Raw genomic sequence first — 16,391 nt, 5'->3', positions numbered from 1 at the left:
GAACGGGGAGGACGGTTCGTGACGAGCCAGTCGAGCACCGGACGCCGCGGCCAACAACCAGCAGGCGAGGTCGGCCTACGCCAGCTGCTCGAATCGGCCCAGGCGAACGGGGCGAACCGGCCACCGGAATGGTCCGGCGACTCGGCACCCACCGAACCGCTGCAACACTCTCCACGGGCCAGCCACCGTGCCAAACACGGTGAGCGCCCGGCCGGACAGCGTCGGCCCGTTTCCGGTCCGCCGCCGAAGCGGTTGAACCGCACCGCTGTTCGGGTCGGGATCGCGGTCGGCGCGGTGCTCGCCGTTGCCGGCATTGCCTACGCCGTAGACCTGGCGCTGTCTTCTGGACAGGTGCCGCGGGGGACGGTCGTCGCGGGTGTGGACGTCAGCGGTATGACTACCGCAGCGGCCGATGCGAAACTGCGTGCCGAGCTCGGCCCCAGGTCGGAGCGGGAATTGCCGCTGCGCATCGGTGACGTACAGACTCGGCTTGTCCCCGCCGCGGCGGGCCTGGGTGTCGACTGGGACGGCACCTGGGCCCGCATCGGCGACCAGCCGCTCAATCCGGTCACCCGTCTCCTCTCGTTCTTCGGCAACCGTGACGTCGCGGTGGCCAGCGCGGTCGACGATCTCGCACTGGATCGCCAGCTCACTGCGCTGCGGGTGCACGATCGGCCCTCGGTCGAGGGCACCATCGCGTTCGACAAGGCACGACCGGTGGCCGTGCCGCCGGTGCCCGGCCGCGTGCTCGACATCGCCGCTGCCCGCGACGAGCTCATCGATCAGTGGATCGCCGGTGCGGTACTCGATCTTCCGGTGCATCCCGCGCCGCTCACTGTGCGGCCGGAGGCGGTCGACAAGGCGTTGCGTGAGGTGGCCGAGCCCGCGGTGCGCGCACCGATCACCTTCGCGGGCAAAGGCGCTGCCGCCAAGCTTGATCCGGAGCAGATCGCGTCTGTCGTCTCCTTCGCGCCCGACGGTCAGGGCGGCCTCGGACTCACCGTCGATCAGAACATCGCGGTCGGTTTGCTGGCGCCGCAGCTGGCGGCCTCGGAGGTCGAAGCCAAGGACGCGACCTTCGCGCTGACCGGCGGCAAACCTACGGTGGTTCCCGCCGTCATCGGCGACAAAATCAACTGGCCCAAGACCTTCGAACAGTTCACCGCGCTGCTGGCCGCGCCGCAGGAGCGGACCGGTCAGGCCGTCTACGAAAAGGTCGACCCGAAGCTGACCACCGAAGCGGCGCAGGGGCTCAACGTGGTGGAGACGATGGGGTCGTTCACCACCAACGGCTTCAGCGGGCCGTCCGGTGTCAACATCCGGGTCGTCGCCAGGAAGGTGAACGGCGCCGTGGTCAAGCCGGGCGACACGTTCTCGCTCAACGACTTCACCGGGCCGCGTGGCTCCGCGGAAGGCTATGTGGAGTCCGGCATCATCGACCACGGCAGGCCGAGCACCGCCGTCGGCGGCGGCATCAGCCAGTTCGCCACCACCCTCTACAACGCCGCGTATTTCGCGGGTATGGAGGACGCGGGGCACACCGAGCACAGTTACTACATCTCCCGCTACCCGGCGGCGCGCGAGGCGACCGTCTTCGACGGCGCGATCGATCTTCGCTTCCGCAACAACACGCCGAATGGTGTCTTCATCGAGGCGATCACCACGGATTCGGAAGTCACCGTGCGGCTTTGGGGGACGAAGACGCTCAACGTCGAATCGATCACCGGCGAGAAGAGCAAGCCGACCGAGCCGACGACGATCAAGTTGCCGAAGGGTAAGGACTGCATCGCCTCCGAGGGGGCGCCCGGATTCACAATTTCTGACACCCGGGTGATCAGCGATCGGCGCACCGGTCGTGAGGTTTCCCGGGCGACTCGGACGGTCAAATACGATCCGATCCCCGTCGTGAAATGTGAGTGAGTGTAAAGCTTTTGGAGGCGCGCGCGGCACTCGCTGAAAGGGCGCGCTGCGAACTCTACCAATAAGTAGCGAACAAGCAGCTATCTCTCAATGCGGCGCTGGTTGGCACGGGGGGCCGTGAAACATCGTGCGGCAGGGGGACTTTGGTGAGCGACCCCTCGGCGAATGGGATATAACTACGCCAGATTCCGGGACGCCAGTCCGGTTCTGTTTCGGAGTGGGGCTCAAGGTAGAGCAAAGTGAAGGGGAAACAGTCGTGGAGCAGATCGACTCAGTCAGACCGTTTGCGGCAGGGCGGGCAGCGGACGCGGCAGTCATGCTGGGTGCGACCATCGGGGGCGACGTCGCCTTGCGAGTTGTGCAGGGCAGTGGAACGTTGTGCGATGTCGTTCTCGCCGCGTGGGCGTTGGGGGTTGAGCCGATCGAAGCGGTTCTCCAGTACGCAACGGCGGCCACCGGCGTGGTCTTCGAGAACCTAGCGGTGGTGGACGGCGGCGCGGATCCGCGCTGCGCCTAGCGATTTCGTGCCGTGCGGCATTCGGGGTGCCCGCACGGTTGGGTGGTTGACGTTGATCAACTAGGTGTCTCTGTGGCATTCACAGCCTTCACACGACGTCATCTCGACGCACGTTCTCGGGCAGTCGCTTTCGCGCTGCCGGGATCGGATGACGTCGTCGGTGTGTGTGGTGCCGGGTTACTCCTCGGGGCGTTCGACGTTCTGCAGTGCGGCCGTCACGAACTCCCGCATCGGGATGTCCAGTGCGGTGCACAGCGCGTGTAGCTGCTGCATGTCCGGCGAGCGGTCGCCGTTCTCGAAGCGCTGAATAGTGCTGACGCCGAGGCCGGTCAGCGCGGCGAGCTGGGGGCGCGTCAGCGCGCGCCGAGCCCTGGCCGCGCGGAGCTCTGCGCCCACTGCATGGTTAATGTCCGAAGCCACCTTTTTCACACCCATACGGACCATTCTGAGGTCCGATTGGCTACCTGGCAAACGACATGCCGAACGGAGTGTGCTTCGGCGTGCCGCGCATACCCCCAGCTAGCTGGGCATATCGCCCATAACGGTCTGCGATGAGTTGCAACAGGTCCAAACGGACCTTAGTGTGCTCCGTATGGAACACCTAGACCACGTGGTTGCCGAGCGAGTGCGGCGCGCCATGTCCGATGCGGGATTGTGTCCCGAGGACCTGGCCGCGCGTTCCGGGCTACCGGCGTCCGACCTGCGCAGCCTGCTCGCCGCGCACGGCTCGTTCACGGTCGACGAGCTCAGTCGGATCGCCGCGGCAGTGCATTGCCGCATCGTCGACCTGCTGCCCGACGACGGGGATTTGTTATGAGTTCTTCACCTACCGGGTCGCCGTTCGGCGAGTCGCATCAACGACCTTCGGCGTGTCGTACCAAACATTTTGTGATGCGAATCACTCTGTCGTGCAGGGTGGATGAGCGTTGATGAGCGATCGATCAGCAACCGCTCAGCGGGCGCTCGATGAGGTTGCGCGCAACGTGCCGCGACTGGACGGATTCGGCGCCTGGCGTTCGGGGACCCCGGACTTGGCGTACCGCACCGGCATGGAAGCGCATGCCGTCGCCCTGGTGCTCATTCATGATCCCCGCGACGCCCGCGTCCGCAGCACGACACTTATTGCCACGCCCCAGCGTTCGGCAGGCGTGCCCGCCGCGCGAGGCCTCCGATGACCCGCAGGGCGCGGACCCGCCGCGCAGACCCGGCCCTCGACGCGTTCCGCAGGCACATCGGCGCCCGCGTCGTCTTCACTCCGGCGACGCCGGAACGCGGTGGTGTCGAGCACGGCGTCATCGTCGACGTCGACCACCGCATGGTGTACGTCGACTACGGCTACCGCAATCCGGTATGGCCCGAGCTCGGCTACGCCATCGCCACTCATCCGGCGAACCTCAAACTGGAAAACCCTGTCGCACAAGTAGATACCTGCGATCACTGTGGATCCGCCGAACGGCGAGGTCCGGCCTTTCTCGCCGCCCGCTGATACCAGCGCAACTCCCATTCTCATCTGTCCGACGTCGAGCGGGCGTGCTCTGTCATGGGCTCGTCCGGTCGTGTCGTCCACGAAAGGAAAGTCCCCGTGGCTGTTTTCGGGCCGTATCGCCGTTTGTTCGGCAAGCTGATCGCCGTCGATGAGGTCATCGACGTCCTGATCGTCGGAGGTACCTGGAATCCGAACGGGGATCCGGTCACCGCGGCATTCGCAGAGGCGTTGGATACCAAGCACTTTCGAGTCCAGATGGTGCCCTATCCGGCCGACTACGGTCGTCGGGTCGCCTTCGCCGACAGCGTCGCTCTCGGCAGGAAAGCGCTGATCGAGGCGGTCGAGGCGACGCCGAATCGGGTAGTGCTTGCGGGATATTCGCAAGGCGCGGCCATTGCGGGTGACCTGGCCGCGGATATCGGACAGGGTTTGTATCCGCACCTGGAGGTGGTGGCCTGCGCCCTCATCGCCGATCCGCTCCGCCCGCAAGGCCGGTGCATCGGCGACGATCCCGGTGGCTACGGCGTCGTCGGCCAACGTCGGATCGAGAACGTTCCAACATATTGGGTTGCCGCGCAAGGTGATCCGATCACCGCCTTGCCTGCGGGAAACCCGCTGCGGCTGATCGCCGATATCACCGCATACTTCAGCCTGACCAGCCCGGAAGCCATGCTGCGCTGGGGTCGAAGCATCATCGAGGTCGCGACCAGCCGCCAATTGCAGCGCTGGTGGTCACCGGCGAACTGGCGCACCTGGGGTGGCGCCGTCGCCTACGCCCGCGGGTACCTGTTCGACGGGCGGCACACCGACGACTACATCCGGCACGGCCACGCCCGGCGGCTCGCCGAGGTGGTCAACCGTGCGGTGGTCGAGGGGGCGGCCTCGCGCATTCGCGGGTCGCAAGCGCGCTGAGCACGCTGAGATGCCCTGGTTCCAAGTCGACGATCAGCTCGGTTTCCATCCCAAGGCCGTCGCGGCAGGCAACGCCGCGATGGGCCTGTGGGTGCGTGCGGGCTCCTGGTCGATGCAGCAGCTCACCGAGGGCTTCGTCCCTGCGGCGATCGTGCGCGGCCTCGGTTCGGCCGCGCAAGCGAAAAAGCTTGTGGAAGTAGGCCTGTGGACGGCTGTGGATGGCGGCTACCGCTTCCACGACTGGACCGAACGGCAGATGTCGAAGGCCGAGATCGAAGACCGACGCCGCAAACGAGCCGCCGCAGGCCGCAAAGGCGGACAGGTCTCGGGGCAGGCACGCCAAGCAAGAGCGCAAGCACATGCTTCGGCACCTGCTCGAACAAGCTCTGCCCCAACGGCTTCAGCTCCTGCTGCACCGGTGACCAAGCAAACCGGAACCCCTGTCCCTGCCCCTGACCTTGGAAAAACTGCCAAGGGATGGCAATCCACGCCCCCGCCCCGGCAATGCGTCGTCCACCGAAACCACCCGGCCCCGCCGCCATGCGGTGGCTGCGCCGAGGCGCGGCGCACCAGGGAGCGCTGGGATGCCGCCCACAGCAACGACCTCCGTGCCGACGCGGTGCACCGCCGCGAGGCCGCCCGCCATTGCCCGATGTGCGACGACGCAGGGTGGCGCAACCCGCCGCCCGAACTGCTCGCCGTCAACCCCGATCCGCCGGTGCTGCGCTGCGACCACCACACCGCGACCACGCTCGACCACTGGCATTCCACCGAAGAGGAAGCGACACCATGACGACCTCCGCCGCCACCCGTGCCTTGCCGGTCGGTTCCCGATGACCGAGAACCCGAACCACCTCTACCTCGATCGCGCCGATATCCTCGCCCTCGCCGCATTGCTCCGCGAAATACCAGACCTGGCAGAAGATCTCGCCATCTCGCTGACCCGGCAATCCCGCCTCAGCACGCGCGGCGACTACCGGATGAATCGCAGGCCGAGCGAGCAGCCACTGCCCTACAACCCCGCGGCGTCCCGGGCCACCGACGAACTGCACGCGGTGCTCGTGGCCTGGGTGCGTCTGGTCTGTGAACAACGCGCCATCGCATACACAGGCGCCACTTCCACGCCCGGCCTGGCCCGCTGGCTCGACCGCAATATCATCGCGCTCGCTATGACCGAAGGAGCGGAAGGCGCACTCCCGGAGATCCGTTCGGTGGTGCAAGCCGCGGCATGGATCATTTGTCCACCCGTCGCGCCGACCGTGCTGGACGACCGGAAACTCGAGCAGGCGCGCCGGCACCGGCTCAATGCGTCCGGGATCGCCATGCTCGCAAAAGAACTCGGCGAGCCCTTCCGATCTCTTACCGTCCGGCGGATCCAAACCTTGCGTGATGCAGGCAAGATCGCCCCGTTGCCCGGCCCGTGGGCGCCGGAGTGGCCCGAGCTGTATCTTGTCGGCGACGTGCTCGACGGGCATCTGGCCCACCCGATTCGCCGCCGCGCTCGCGCCGCCATATCGAATTGAGTTGTGCGGAAATACGATTCGACATCGGCGTGATCAACTGGCGTGTTACATATGCACCATATGATGTGAATCACACCATAACCCTTGAATTGCTGAGGCTGCAATCCGGTGGCCTCGCCTCCATTTGTGATGCCTGAGGATTGCCGGATGGTCGAATCATTTTGCTATCAACGCATGAGGGGCGTGCCGCCGACCCGCTGCACAGGACGCAAGAGTGCTGATCACGGCCGTGCGATGGCCCCACGGGCGTAGAAAACACGGCAGGACAACAGGTTTGTTGACATAAATTCGAGATCTGCATGGTGCATGACCCGTTACCAATGGGCAATCAATGACTGTTTCCCGCGTCTGCTGAAGGGTCGCTGGCTGAACAACCCTTGTGATAGAAAATTTGTGATCGGTCACCACCAGGTCGCCGATGAGGGACCAACTGTTTTAAGAGGGAAGACTTTTCATGAGCAAAATGCGTGTGTTCGGTGTTGTTCTCGCGGCCTCCGGCCTGATCTTCGCGGGCTCCAGCCTGGCGTCGGCGGCGGTGCTGCCCCTCGAGAGCGCCCCCGCGCAGTCCATCGATGGCACCACGCCGCCGCCGGCCGGGACCCCGGATGCGGGCTCCACCACGGGTTCGGCCGCGATCCTGAAGGCGCTTGCCACCGGTTCCGCCGGGAAGCCCGCGCCTGCGCCGGCCCCCTAATCAAGCGCCGGAGAGGCGCACTAACCCATCAAGTGTGCCTGTCCGTTTCGGAGGAGACATGATTGCCCCGCCTCATCTGAGGTGGGGCAGTTGTCGTTTCGGAGGTCTGCAGCCTGCTGCGGCTCGATCGCCAAAAAGGTTCGCTACCTGCTTCTTTCGCTGCCCGATGTACATCGGGCTTGACATCTCGGTTCGCTTGGGTGAAGCTTTGTGCAGCGCCAGAGCTGCGCCCTCCTCCCGCTTCATCGGGAATCTTCCTTACTTCCAAGACATTTCATAGTCCAACATTCGTGGCCTCGGTTCCTCATGGGACCGAGGCCACGAGCGTTTGCGCACCAGGACCTTCTCCCGTCCTCCGCCGATCCCGTGTGGCACGCCCCCGAAACCTCTTCAACGTCAACGACGAGCGGGCCAGAGCCTGCCACATGCCCGCCCCGGAAACCACGCTCCCGTCTCCCGCTGACCCCTCACGCGCGGTCGTAGACGGACGAAGCATCCGGGGCGTTCCGCCCCACCCCGGTCGCCCCTGGACCGGGGTGGGGCTCCAAACCTCTCCGATCACCGGCGACGAAATCAGCTGCCGCCAAACCCCTCTCACCGATCGAGGCCTGACATGGACATCCCCGTGCTCGAACAACTGGAGCTGGCAAGCCACGCCACCCCCAAAACCCCCTTGACCATCGACCACGCCCACCAAGCCATGCGCCTGCACCGCGCCTGCGCCCTCGACCACTGCCACCGAAAAGCCCTCGCCTTCGCCACCCTCATCGCCGCAGGCCGCATCGTCCCCGACTCATCCCGCAAGCGCTGACGAGAGGAGGTGAACCCTTTGCTCGCCATCGTCCTCGACCTCCTGAAACTGGCCTACGACCTCGCCCCCTTCATCCTTCCGCTCCTGGGCCGGTAAGGCCGGCTCCGGCTGAGGTCCACTCCGGCGAAGCCGACCCCCATCGAACGCGGCCGACCTATCGCCGGTCCAACGGCAAATCCATCGGATTCGCGTCAGCGCAGGCCCGCTGACAAACAACGGCGCCTGGCAGATCGGCCCGATCCGGGTGCGTGACGGCTGGCAGAACTTCTTCTACACCCAACAGGTCCTCCGCAACGGCAGCTGGATCGCGATCGATCCACCGGCCGCGTAGGCCGCAGAGCGGACCGGAATTTCCCAGTCCGGATTCCGACCCCACCCCGCCGACTCACGGCTGGGTGAGGTCATCTCCGCAGTCGGTTCGGCGTCCGCGACCCGTTGCGGTCGGTACCTGCCCGTTCGGGCCGAATCAGTTAGCGAGGTTCCGCCATGGCGACGGATACTGTCCGCCCGACCGCTGAGACCTTTCCGCAGTGGGTTCCCGCACGTGCGTCGAACCTGTCGGCAATGTCGAACAGCGGTCTGGCATCTGAGTATTCGGACCGCGTGGATGCGCAACGCGGTGGGCGAGTACACAACTTCCACGGCATGACGCCGAACTCGTCGGCTCGAATGGTCGACCGGCTATTTACACGTAGGGATCTTGCTGCCGGAAGCGACGAAATACGCCGTGCGGCAGGCGTCGCCGACTCACTGGCAGTGGACTATGCGGAGCCCGTGCCGCAAGTGCAGCCGATCAGCGATCCCGTTCCGAGCGCCCCGCCAACCGCGCCTGTGGTGTTGCCGCGCGCAAAGGAAATCGTTGACCCACAAGCATTCACGCCGATGGACGAGTCCGGGAACCGGCCGCCACAGGCCGACACAGTTCCGAACCCGAACAACACCGCGCTCGCGCCGGGGCCTGCACAGGCTGCCCCGCCGCAGAATGGCCCTGCAACCGTGCCGCCGACTGTGCCTGCGGTGCCGGCCCAGCAAGCCCCGCCCACTCAGCCAGCACAGCCTGCGGCCACACCCGACCCGGATGTTTTTGATTTGCCGGACACCACAGGTCGTCAGCCTGGTGACGAGTGGGACTCGACACTGCCTGACGGCCGGATCGTGCACAACCGAATTCCGTTTGGAAACGGCAATAAAACCGTTGACCAAACGATTCCCGATGGCAAGGGCGGGTTCACCCAATCGCGTGTTGCGGGTAACGGTGTGGGAGGCTGGCAGCGCTGGAATGTCAATGCAGATGGCACTGCCTTCTACGGCAGCAAAGAAAACCGTGAATCCGGCATGTATGCCCAAGATTTCAACGCGGGCTCTTCGACATCCGGAGCCCCGGATCGGGTGTATGTTGCCACGCCGGATTACAAGGGAATTCAGAATCCTTCCTTCGACGCGGACGGAAACTTGGTCGGTGTCGATATTGCGGTGCCGAACAAATACGGGATGTACGACAACTACCACTACGACAACTACAACAATCTGACGATATCGAGTGCCCGGCCTGATGGAAAGGGCGGTATCGAAAGCATATTCATCGGTCAGTTGGACAGCAACAATGAGGGTTGGCAACTGGGACCCGACGGTAAACGTTGGGAAGTAGGCAAGGATCTCCAGGGCCGTACGACAATGGGCCGAACGGAACAGCTGGTCACTGGTACTCACATCTACTTTGTTGACCACCGTGGCGTTCTTTTCGATACCTTCAACGGTATCGGATCTGAGAAGTCTTACACCGATATCTACGATGACAAGAACGCTTTTGTTCGAAAGTATCGAGATGGTGTTGTTGTAAACTACGACCCGAATGGAAAGCCCCTTTCGGTGCAGCTGCCGCCAGATCGCCGCGACGCTGTACAAAAGGGCTGGGATTGGTCTGTCGGCGTCGGCAACAGCCTCAAGAACTGGGGTGCGGACCTGGCGTCCAATTTCAATTTCGCTCCCGGTCTGCTCGCTGCCAGTAATCCGATGAACCCTGCTTACCAGGCTGCCGCTGCCGATCATTACGACCGAACGGCGAATGCGGTCGCCGCGCCTGGTCGTCTGCTGTGGAATGGCGTCGTAGATTCCGCCACCATCGCTTCCGACTGGTGGCGCTACAAGGTTGTCGGCGCTATGTACGGTTTGGGCAGCGACCCCGTCACGCCTTCCGGGCGGGCGCGTATGCAATTTGCGCAACAACAGATGGAGAAGGCACCGGCCGACTGGGAGGCGGCCCTGGCCCTCACCACATTCCTGCCCATCGGCGGGGCATCTGTTCGTGCGGGGACAACTGCGCTACGGAGCGGTGAGATCGCAGTCGCGGAAGCGGCCGCGGCGGCTGCTGCTCGACGGAGTCTGCCAGCGGCAGTCAATCGGACATTGTCCGATTTGAGTGCCTACAACCCCTTGCGCAATCTTCCTGATTTCGCGAAGAACAGTTTTGACTCCATGCGCAATCTGCCTGGTTTCGCCGCCAACGGATTGCGAAACGTCCCTGGTGTGACCAGCGCTGGTGAAGCGCTGCGGAACATCCCCGGCAACTTGGTGTCGGGTCTCGAGCGATTCCGTACCGTTCCTGAACGGTTCCAAGTCTGGCGCGATGCGAAGATCGAGAGTCTCATCGAGTCAGTTGCACACCTTGAAACGACTGCTCGCGTCGGTATGGACAATACCGGTGCCGTATTGGATAGATTGCGGTTCCGTCTCGGTTTCACCAGCCTTGAGCCGCAGCTTGCCACCGGAGTTCGCGCCTTCTCCGAGGTCGATAACCTTTTGGCAGATACCCTGCGAGCGAGGTTTGCGGCAACTCACGGTACGGGAGCTGGGTTCATCCCACGGTCCGGTGGCTCTGTTTCCATGCCGAACAATATGGTTGGGCCGGTACGGCCTCGGACAACGCAGAAGCATACAGTGGATTTCAACCGTGGTAAGACCGTAAATACTCGGACCAAGGTAGGTGAGACTGTTCGTCAGATCGACGGCCAGATCGCCGGCGTGAACAAAATGACCGCCAACGAGCTGCTGCACAACATGAAGACGGTCTCACGAAAAGGTAAGGCTCAGAAGGCGGCAAACAAGACTTACAAGGATGCAATTCGCGACGAGGAGTTATTGAAAGCCCTTCAACTGCAGCGTGACAACCCAGCACAACTGGGCGGCAAGAAGCCGACCCGCTATGCCGAAGATCAGATGAAGGCGCGCACAAAGGACTTGGCGGCGCTCCATGAACAGGACATCGTTGCCGGTGGTCTGGACGTGATCGGTCTCGACGTCAACGGGCTGCCCAAGATGGGTGACACTTTTGTGAACTCGTCGCTGGGCAGCCAGTGGGCGCATCGCGGGTTGGCGGACGACCTCAGACGGTACGCTGAGGACTTGGTCCGAGCGGGCCAGGGCGATTATCTGTTGAATGTCGAGTGGATTCTGAGGTAGGGGATGTCGTTTCCGGTCAAGGATGTGACCCGTAAGTGGGGTCGTCCGAGTTTTTCGGTTCCAACCCCCGAGGAACGATTCGAGAAGTACGCAGGTCAGCTTCCGAATTTTCTGCTCGACCTGTGGCGTGAGCTCGGTTTCGCTGGTTTTCGGAAGGGGTTGCTGTGGTTGTGTGACCCTGAGGCGTGGCAACCGGTGGTGGATGAGTGGACGTCGGGTGTCGACTTGCCGTTCGGTGAGGACAAGTGGATCGCGGTGACCCGATCGGCCTTCGGGAAGATGGCGCTTTGGGGGCAGCGGACCGGATTGAGCCTGACGATCACCCCCCACTACGGTTGGCTGTTGCCCATGGGCAAGTCGGACTATATGTCGGACGACTACTTGCGTGATGCACAGATTCTCTCCTCATTGCAGGCGGCGAGCCAGGAAACCTTCGACGTGGATGGTGATGACGACAAGCCGCTGTTCAAAAGGGTTTTGAAGCGGTTGGGGCCGGTTGGCCCGGACACCATGTACGGATTCGTTCCCGCTCATGCGCTCGGTGGACCGCTGCTGCCCGACCACGTGCAGATCGTAGACGCGGCGGTGCACATGCAGATCCTCAGCCAGGTCACACCGCGAACGATCATGGTCAATCCGTACTAGCTGACAGATGCCAATCAGCGGGGGAGGAACGATGCCGGACAAGTCGATTCGCGACTTGCTCTTCACTGATTTCGACGGTGCACCGGTGGAGGATCCCGACGAGGTGATCCTCGATGCCTTGGATGATCCCCGCTATCTGCAACGAGTCGCGCCGCTCGAGTGGATTCTCGAAGAGGAATCCAATCCGCCGTACGATCGCTTCCTGGCTTGTTGCGCGCTGGCTTCCTGGGCCGAACCTGTTGGCTTCCAAGCGATTGTCGAGGCGGCGCGGGCCGGCACCGAAGCGGCCTGGTTTGGCGCGCTGATCGATCGGCGATACTCCGTGGACGAAACGTTCACCTATCTCGCCGAGGCCGTGCGGGTCAGCAAGAACTTCGTCGTCGAAAAGTCCACTGAGCAGGATCGTTTGGCTGCACTGCGTGCGCTGGTCGGTATCGCTGATCGCTTCTACTTCGATTGGCACCTCGCCGGGGCGATCGACGGCAGCACGGCCGTCGCCGTCAATGCAGACGTGGCGGCCACTGTCCGGCGGGGCATCGCCGCGTTGACCAACGGTGACCGACCGCACTTCCATCTCGGGGCCCAACTGGCCGGATTGGTGGTGTCCCTCGCCGTCGCTGACGAGCCGACAGCTATTCAGCTCGGCTACGAGCTAGCTCGAATCGACAGCACCCCAAGCACTCTCATCCGTCTTGCGGCGATCGCATCACCTGGATCGACACCCGACAGTCGGTCGTTCGGCGAGTACCTCAGCACGATCGGCGACGATCGAGTGCGAGCCGCGATCGCAGAAACTTGAGCAGGCTCCCGGTAACCTGTTGAATGCCGAGTGAATTCTGAGGTGGGGATGTCGTTTCCGGTCAAAGATGTGACCCGCAGGTGGGGTCGTCCGAGTTTTTCGGTTCCCGTTCCGGTGGAGCGGTTCGAGCAGTATGGAGGTCAGGTTCCGAATTTTCTGCTCGACCTATGGCGTGAGCTGGGTTTCGCTGGTTTCCGGAAGGGGTTGCTGTGGTTGTGCGATCCCGAGGAGTGGCAGACGTCGGTGGACGAATGGACATCAGGTGTCGACTTGCCGTTCGGCGATGACAAGTGGATCGCGGTGACCAGATCGGCGTTCGGGAGGGTGTCTCTCTGGGGGGAACGGACTGGCTTGAGTCTGACGATCATCCCTTACGCCGGGTGGGTGATGCCTATGGACAACTCGAGCGAGATGTCAGATGACTTCGAGCGAGACCTGCAGATCCTCTCCTCGTTGGAGGTGGCGAGCGGGGATCTCCTTGACCCGGATGGTGATGACGACAAGCCGCTGTTCAAAAGGGTTTTGAAGCGGTTGGGGCCGGTTGGCCCGGACACCATGTACGGTTTCGTTCCCGCTCATGCACTCGGTGGACTGATGCTGCCCGACCACGTGCAGATCGTGGACGCGGCGGTGCACATGCAGATCCTCAGCCAGGTCACACCACGAACAATCATGGTCAACCCCTACTAGCTGCCAGACGCCAATCAGCCTAGCTAGAAGCATGTTTCACGGACTTTGAAATTTGATCTTGCGTTAGGTGAAGGTCTTTTGCTAGGCTGAAGCCGTTGGCGCGATGTGTACCTGCTAGCCATCTTTGTAACCCAATCCCGTTGTCGGGGTTGGGTTTTTTCATGCCCCTCTCGGGCGACCCCATGACCGACGGTCTCTGCGCAGGCATTCGAAAGATCTATCTCGAACCATGCAGTGCACCAACCGAGTTCAGATCAGGTGACGAAAAACATTGTCTGACAAGGAAATTGTCGAATCCATTCAGTTCGCCAACCATCAGCCGCCACCGGAGTACGTGAAGACCGACACCGGTCAGCTGGTCACGCCGGAGTTCCTGGCATTCATCCAGCAGGCGCTCAGCGGCAAGCTCGCCGAGTCCGCGGAAACCGCGGCATTGGATCCGCAGGTGCAAGCATTGGCCGAAGAACTGTCGGTGATCCACCTGCCGGAATGGCGGAGCACGCAGTCGCCCAAGACGGCAGAGCCGACCGTGACCGGGATGAAGCAGGCGACGCGCGTCGCCGAATACCTCGTAAAGCGCGGTGTGCGTGTGCATCCCGAGCTGGAGGAGATCCGCTGGGTGGCCACGCCAAGTGGCCCGCCCGGTGCTTTCGACACCGGACTCCACGTCACCAAGGACGAGAACGGCGAGTGGCCTGCCCCGGATCCGGAGTCGTTCTACGACCTCGACGACATCAAGACCAGCCAGACCGACGACGGCCACTGGTACGCCGTCCATCCCCGCGGCCTGTCCTTCGAGGCCGCGACCAAGACCGAAGCCTATGCGGGAGTCGTCGATCAACTGCGTCAGCGGATCGAGCAAGCCCGGCAAGAGCCATAGCCACGAAAGGGTGGTAGCGCGATGACTGAACGAATCGTGTTCCCCGACATCGAGAAGACTCTGGTCGATTATCTGACCGCGCAACTCGTCGCCGCATCCGACACCGCAAAGGTTGTCACCCGGATTCCGGACCCGCGGCCGCCACGCATGGTGCGCGTCCTGCGAAATGACCGAAAACTGCGGCAGGACATCGAAGATCGAGAAAGCCGCCGTGGCCCGAACTTGATCCTGGATCGTCCTCGCGTCGTTCTCGAGTGCACGGACAGCTCCGGTGCTGCAGCAGATTTGGCCAGCCTTGTTCGCACCATCCTTTCGGCTGCCGTGCCCGGGTATCTCGGCACCGTGTGGTGTGACTACTTCGAGGACGCCGGCATCGAGACCGACATCGACCCGGCGAGCGCCGCACCACGGCAGACAATCGTCGCCGACCTTGTTGTGCGGGGAAAAGCTGTCTGACACGCATTGCCGCGCAATATAACTCATACGTCAGTCCGCACGCTCGTCGGTCGAACTCGGCGTGGCGCTGCTTGACGATTTCAATCGTGCGAGGCATACAACTCGCCCGACTCCCTCTCATGGGAGCCAAATTGAATAACGAAATCCCATGGGCCTGCGCACAATCCCAAGGGAGAATTCAACATGGCTGCACCTTCCAGCAAGTACATCGGTGCCGGTACTCCGGTCTCCGTTTCCGGCGGTGTGCTGGTCGCACCACTGAACACCGCGCTGCCGGTCGGCACGGTCGCCGCGCCTGTCCCCGCGTTCAAGCCGCTCGGCTACGTCTCCGAGGACGGCATCGAGTCCAAGGGCGAGCGCAAGATCGAGCAGATCAAGGACTGGAACGCCGACATCATCGCCAACCTGCAGACCGAGCACTCGGTCCGCTTCGGCCTCACCCTGTACGCGGTGTGGGACGAGGATGTCCTCACTCAGGTGTTCGGTGATGGCAACGTCACCCCGACCGCAGCGTCGGCCAGCAGCGGCAAGCTCTACACGATCAAGGAGACCGGTTCGGTGCTGCCGCGCCGCGCCTGGATCTTCGACATGCTGAGCGAGAACAAGAAGATGCGCATCGTGCTGCCGAATGCCTCGATCTCGCAGGTTCAGGAGCGCAAGTTCGTGTCCAAGGAACTGGCCGGTTTCACCATCACCGTCGAAGCGTTCAAGGACGACTCCGGCGTTAAGGCGTACCGCTACCTCGACGACGGCATCAAGACCGCCTGATAAAGCCCCCAACGGCGGCGGGTCAACACACCTATGCGCAGGCCCGCCCGCCGCCGTTGGGCCCTATCTCTCAATACTTCTCGATTCCTGCGCACTCAAATGTCATGAAAGGGTCTGCGAACCAATGACTTCCCCGAAAGCTCCGATTACCTTGAACCGCCCGGTCCAGGTGAAGGACGACTTCGTCTACAAGGTGGACGGCGTCGACCTGCATCTGCCATCGCTGTCGTACCTCAAGCCAGGCCTGATCCGCCGTATTCGCCGTCTCGGCGATGTCGACGCGATGTACACACTGCTGGAGCTGACTCTGTCCGCGGAGTCGCTCGCCGTGCTGGACGATATGGATCCGGACGCCTACCACGAGCTGCTCGACGCATGGCGCACCCACTCCGGAGTCAACCTGGGGGAATCCTAAGCCTCGATGCTCTTCTCGAAGAGCATTGCGAGGCAATCGAATACGACCTGATTACGCTTGGCTTGCGCCTGCATCAGCTCGGTACCGAGGTACTCGGCTGGCGTGAGCTGAAGGCGATCATCAGATGGTTGCCCACCGAATCCGCGCTGTTTCGCGCGATGAACCCCGAAAGCCATCGCTGGCAACTCGACCAGTTCTTACTTGCCGATATCACCGATTCACTGCGCTGGCTGGTGTGGGCGAAGACCGACGACGCCAGAAACGGGCGCAACCGTCCCGAACTCGTACCGCGACCCGGAGTGAAGTCCGATCGCGAGCGAATCGGCACGGCCACCGGGATCGACGAGATGAACGAGTTCCTCAACTGGGACGAGTAGCGATTCGCGGGTGTTGATCTGCGCAAGCGGCCGAGAAAG

Annotated in this window: 20 protein-coding genes; 19 read left to right on the top strand and 1 reads right to left on the bottom strand. The window is 63.1% G+C overall.

Annotation, left to right across the window (positions count from 1 at the left end):
• Positions 1–18 precede the first annotated feature (18 nt).
• Together ACGFNJ_RS02975 and ACGFNJ_RS02970 are read left to right on the top strand one after the other, a co-directional pair.
• Positions 19–1,920, top strand: a complete 1,902-nt coding sequence (locus tag ACGFNJ_RS02975) for a VanW family protein (protein WP_393442731.1) — start codon at positions 19–21, stop codon at positions 1,918–1,920.
• 256 nt (positions 1,921–2,176) lie between these two features.
• Positions 2,177–2,437 carry a hypothetical protein gene (locus ACGFNJ_RS02970; RefSeq protein ID WP_393442729.1) on the top strand — a complete coding sequence of 87 codons (261 nt, stop codon included), beginning with the start codon at positions 2,177–2,179 and terminating at the stop codon, positions 2,435–2,437.
• 177 nt (positions 2,438–2,614) lie between these two features.
• Here the strand turns inward: ACGFNJ_RS02970 and ACGFNJ_RS02965 are convergent, their stop codons facing one another.
• Complete coding sequence (locus ACGFNJ_RS02965; RefSeq protein WP_393442727.1) at positions 2,615–2,833, bottom strand: helix-turn-helix domain-containing protein; 219 nt, start codon at positions 2,831–2,833, stop codon at positions 2,615–2,617.
• 196 nt (positions 2,834–3,029) lie between these two features.
• Between ACGFNJ_RS02965 and ACGFNJ_RS02960 the strand changes: the two genes are divergently transcribed.
• The 17 genes from ACGFNJ_RS02960 to ACGFNJ_RS02880 all read left to right on the top strand — a co-directional run bounded on the left by ACGFNJ_RS02960 (position 3,030) and on the right by ACGFNJ_RS02880 (position 16,352).
• Positions 3,030–3,254 (top strand): helix-turn-helix domain-containing protein, encoded by a 225-nt coding sequence (locus tag ACGFNJ_RS02960; protein ID WP_393442725.1) that lies wholly within the window; start codon positions 3,030–3,032, stop codon positions 3,252–3,254.
• A gap of 112 nt (positions 3,255–3,366) precedes the next feature.
• Positions 3,367–3,612, top strand: a complete 246-nt coding sequence (locus ACGFNJ_RS02955; RefSeq protein ID WP_393442723.1) for a hypothetical protein — start codon at positions 3,367–3,369, stop codon at positions 3,610–3,612.
• On the top strand, positions 3,609–3,923 hold the full coding sequence (locus ACGFNJ_RS02950) for a hypothetical protein (protein ID WP_393442721.1): 315 nt from the start codon (positions 3,609–3,611) through the stop codon (positions 3,921–3,923). The genes ACGFNJ_RS02955 and ACGFNJ_RS02950 overlap by 4 nt, the downstream gene beginning before the upstream one ends.
• 96 nt (positions 3,924–4,019) lie before the next feature.
• Positions 4,020–4,835, top strand: a complete 816-nt coding sequence (locus ACGFNJ_RS02945; protein WP_393442719.1) for an alpha/beta fold hydrolase — start codon at positions 4,020–4,022, stop codon at positions 4,833–4,835.
• Positions 4,836–4,845: 10 nt separating this feature from the next.
• Positions 4,846–5,628, top strand: a complete 783-nt coding sequence (locus ACGFNJ_RS02940; protein WP_393442717.1) for a hypothetical protein — start codon at positions 4,846–4,848, stop codon at positions 5,626–5,628.
• 40 nt (positions 5,629–5,668) lie between these two features.
• Complete coding sequence (locus ACGFNJ_RS02935) at positions 5,669–6,358, top strand: hypothetical protein (protein ID WP_393442715.1); 690 nt, start codon at positions 5,669–5,671, stop codon at positions 6,356–6,358.
• A gap of 454 nt (positions 6,359–6,812) precedes the next feature.
• The gene (locus tag ACGFNJ_RS02930; RefSeq protein WP_393442713.1) at positions 6,813–7,052 is read left to right on the top strand and encodes a hypothetical protein; all 240 of its coding nucleotides are present in this window, start codon (positions 6,813–6,815) and stop codon (positions 7,050–7,052) included.
• A 613-nt stretch (positions 7,053–7,665) separates the two neighbouring features.
• Positions 7,666–7,863, top strand: a complete 198-nt coding sequence (locus tag ACGFNJ_RS02925) for a hypothetical protein (protein ID WP_393442711.1) — start codon at positions 7,666–7,668, stop codon at positions 7,861–7,863.
• Between the two features lie 486 nt (positions 7,864–8,349).
• A complete protein-coding gene (locus ACGFNJ_RS02920) occupies positions 8,350–11,322 on the top strand; it encodes a polymorphic toxin type 15 domain-containing protein (protein ID WP_393442709.1) in 2,973 nt (990 codons plus the stop codon).
• Between the two features lie 3 nt (positions 11,323–11,325).
• Positions 11,326–11,967 (top strand): GAD-like domain-containing protein, encoded by a 642-nt coding sequence (locus tag ACGFNJ_RS02915; RefSeq protein WP_393442707.1) that lies wholly within the window; start codon positions 11,326–11,328, stop codon positions 11,965–11,967.
• A gap of 31 nt (positions 11,968–11,998) precedes the next feature.
• Positions 11,999–12,766: a hypothetical protein gene (locus ACGFNJ_RS02910; RefSeq protein ID WP_393442705.1), complete on the top strand. Its 768-nt coding sequence runs from the start codon at positions 11,999–12,001 to the stop codon at positions 12,764–12,766.
• 48 nt (positions 12,767–12,814) lie between these two features.
• Positions 12,815–13,456, top strand: coding sequence for a GAD-like domain-containing protein (locus tag ACGFNJ_RS02905; protein ID WP_393442703.1), 642 nt, complete (start codon positions 12,815–12,817; stop codon positions 13,454–13,456).
• Between the two features lie 271 nt (positions 13,457–13,727).
• Positions 13,728–14,336 carry a hypothetical protein gene (locus ACGFNJ_RS02900; protein ID WP_393442701.1) on the top strand — a complete coding sequence of 203 codons (609 nt, stop codon included), beginning with the start codon at positions 13,728–13,730 and terminating at the stop codon, positions 14,334–14,336.
• A 21-nt stretch (positions 14,337–14,357) separates the two neighbouring features.
• The gene (locus tag ACGFNJ_RS02895) at positions 14,358–14,792 is read left to right on the top strand and encodes a hypothetical protein (RefSeq protein ID WP_393442699.1); all 435 of its coding nucleotides are present in this window, start codon (positions 14,358–14,360) and stop codon (positions 14,790–14,792) included.
• Between the two features lie 183 nt (positions 14,793–14,975).
• Positions 14,976–15,560 carry a hypothetical protein gene (locus ACGFNJ_RS02890; protein WP_393442697.1) on the top strand — a complete coding sequence of 195 codons (585 nt, stop codon included), beginning with the start codon at positions 14,976–14,978 and terminating at the stop codon, positions 15,558–15,560.
• 124 nt (positions 15,561–15,684) lie between these two features.
• A complete protein-coding gene (locus ACGFNJ_RS02885; RefSeq protein ID WP_393442695.1) occupies positions 15,685–15,975 on the top strand; it encodes a hypothetical protein in 291 nt (96 codons plus the stop codon).
• A 62-nt stretch (positions 15,976–16,037) separates the two neighbouring features.
• Complete coding sequence (locus tag ACGFNJ_RS02880; protein ID WP_393442693.1) at positions 16,038–16,352, top strand: DUF5361 domain-containing protein; 315 nt, start codon at positions 16,038–16,040, stop codon at positions 16,350–16,352.
• Positions 16,353–16,391 lie beyond the last annotated feature (39 nt).

The organism is Nocardia sp. NPDC049149 (assembly GCF_043197455.1).
Lineage (GTDB): Bacteria > Actinomycetota > Actinomycetes > Mycobacteriales > Mycobacteriaceae > Nocardia.
Note: the sequence above shows the minus strand (reverse complement) of the source record. Positions and strands in the feature narration are given on the sequence as shown.

Bases quoted from the DNA above. Each gene is read 5' to 3' on its own strand.
- ACGFNJ_RS02960 (WP_393442725.1), top strand. From the start codon at position 3,030: ATGGAACACCTAGACCACGTGGTTGCCGAGCGAGTGCGGCGCGCCATG.
- ACGFNJ_RS02955 (WP_393442723.1), top strand. From the start codon at position 3,367: ATGAGCGATCGATCAGCAACCGCTCAGCGGGCGCTCGATGAGGTTGCG.
- ACGFNJ_RS02950 (WP_393442721.1), top strand. From the start codon at position 3,609: ATGACCCGCAGGGCGCGGACCCGCCGCGCAGACCCGGCCCTCGACGCG.
- ACGFNJ_RS02940 (WP_393442717.1), top strand. From the start codon at position 4,846: ATGCCCTGGTTCCAAGTCGACGATCAGCTCGGTTTCCATCCCAAGGCC.
- ACGFNJ_RS02935 (WP_393442715.1), top strand. From the start codon at position 5,669: ATGACCGAGAACCCGAACCACCTCTACCTCGATCGCGCCGATATCCTC.
- ACGFNJ_RS02930 (WP_393442713.1), top strand. From the start codon at position 6,813: ATGAGCAAAATGCGTGTGTTCGGTGTTGTTCTCGCGGCCTCCGGCCTG.
- ACGFNJ_RS02925 (WP_393442711.1), top strand. From the start codon at position 7,666: ATGGACATCCCCGTGCTCGAACAACTGGAGCTGGCAAGCCACGCCACC.
- ACGFNJ_RS02920 (WP_393442709.1), top strand. From the start codon at position 8,350: ATGGCGACGGATACTGTCCGCCCGACCGCTGAGACCTTTCCGCAGTGG.
- ACGFNJ_RS02915 (WP_393442707.1), top strand. From the start codon at position 11,326: ATGTCGTTTCCGGTCAAGGATGTGACCCGTAAGTGGGGTCGTCCGAGT.
- ACGFNJ_RS02910 (WP_393442705.1), top strand. From the start codon at position 11,999: ATGCCGGACAAGTCGATTCGCGACTTGCTCTTCACTGATTTCGACGGT.
- ACGFNJ_RS02905 (WP_393442703.1), top strand. From the start codon at position 12,815: ATGTCGTTTCCGGTCAAAGATGTGACCCGCAGGTGGGGTCGTCCGAGT.
- ACGFNJ_RS02895 (WP_393442699.1), top strand. From the start codon at position 14,358: ATGACTGAACGAATCGTGTTCCCCGACATCGAGAAGACTCTGGTCGAT.
- ACGFNJ_RS02890 (WP_393442697.1), top strand. From the start codon at position 14,976: ATGGCTGCACCTTCCAGCAAGTACATCGGTGCCGGTACTCCGGTCTCC.
- ACGFNJ_RS02885 (WP_393442695.1), top strand. From the start codon at position 15,685: ATGACTTCCCCGAAAGCTCCGATTACCTTGAACCGCCCGGTCCAGGTG.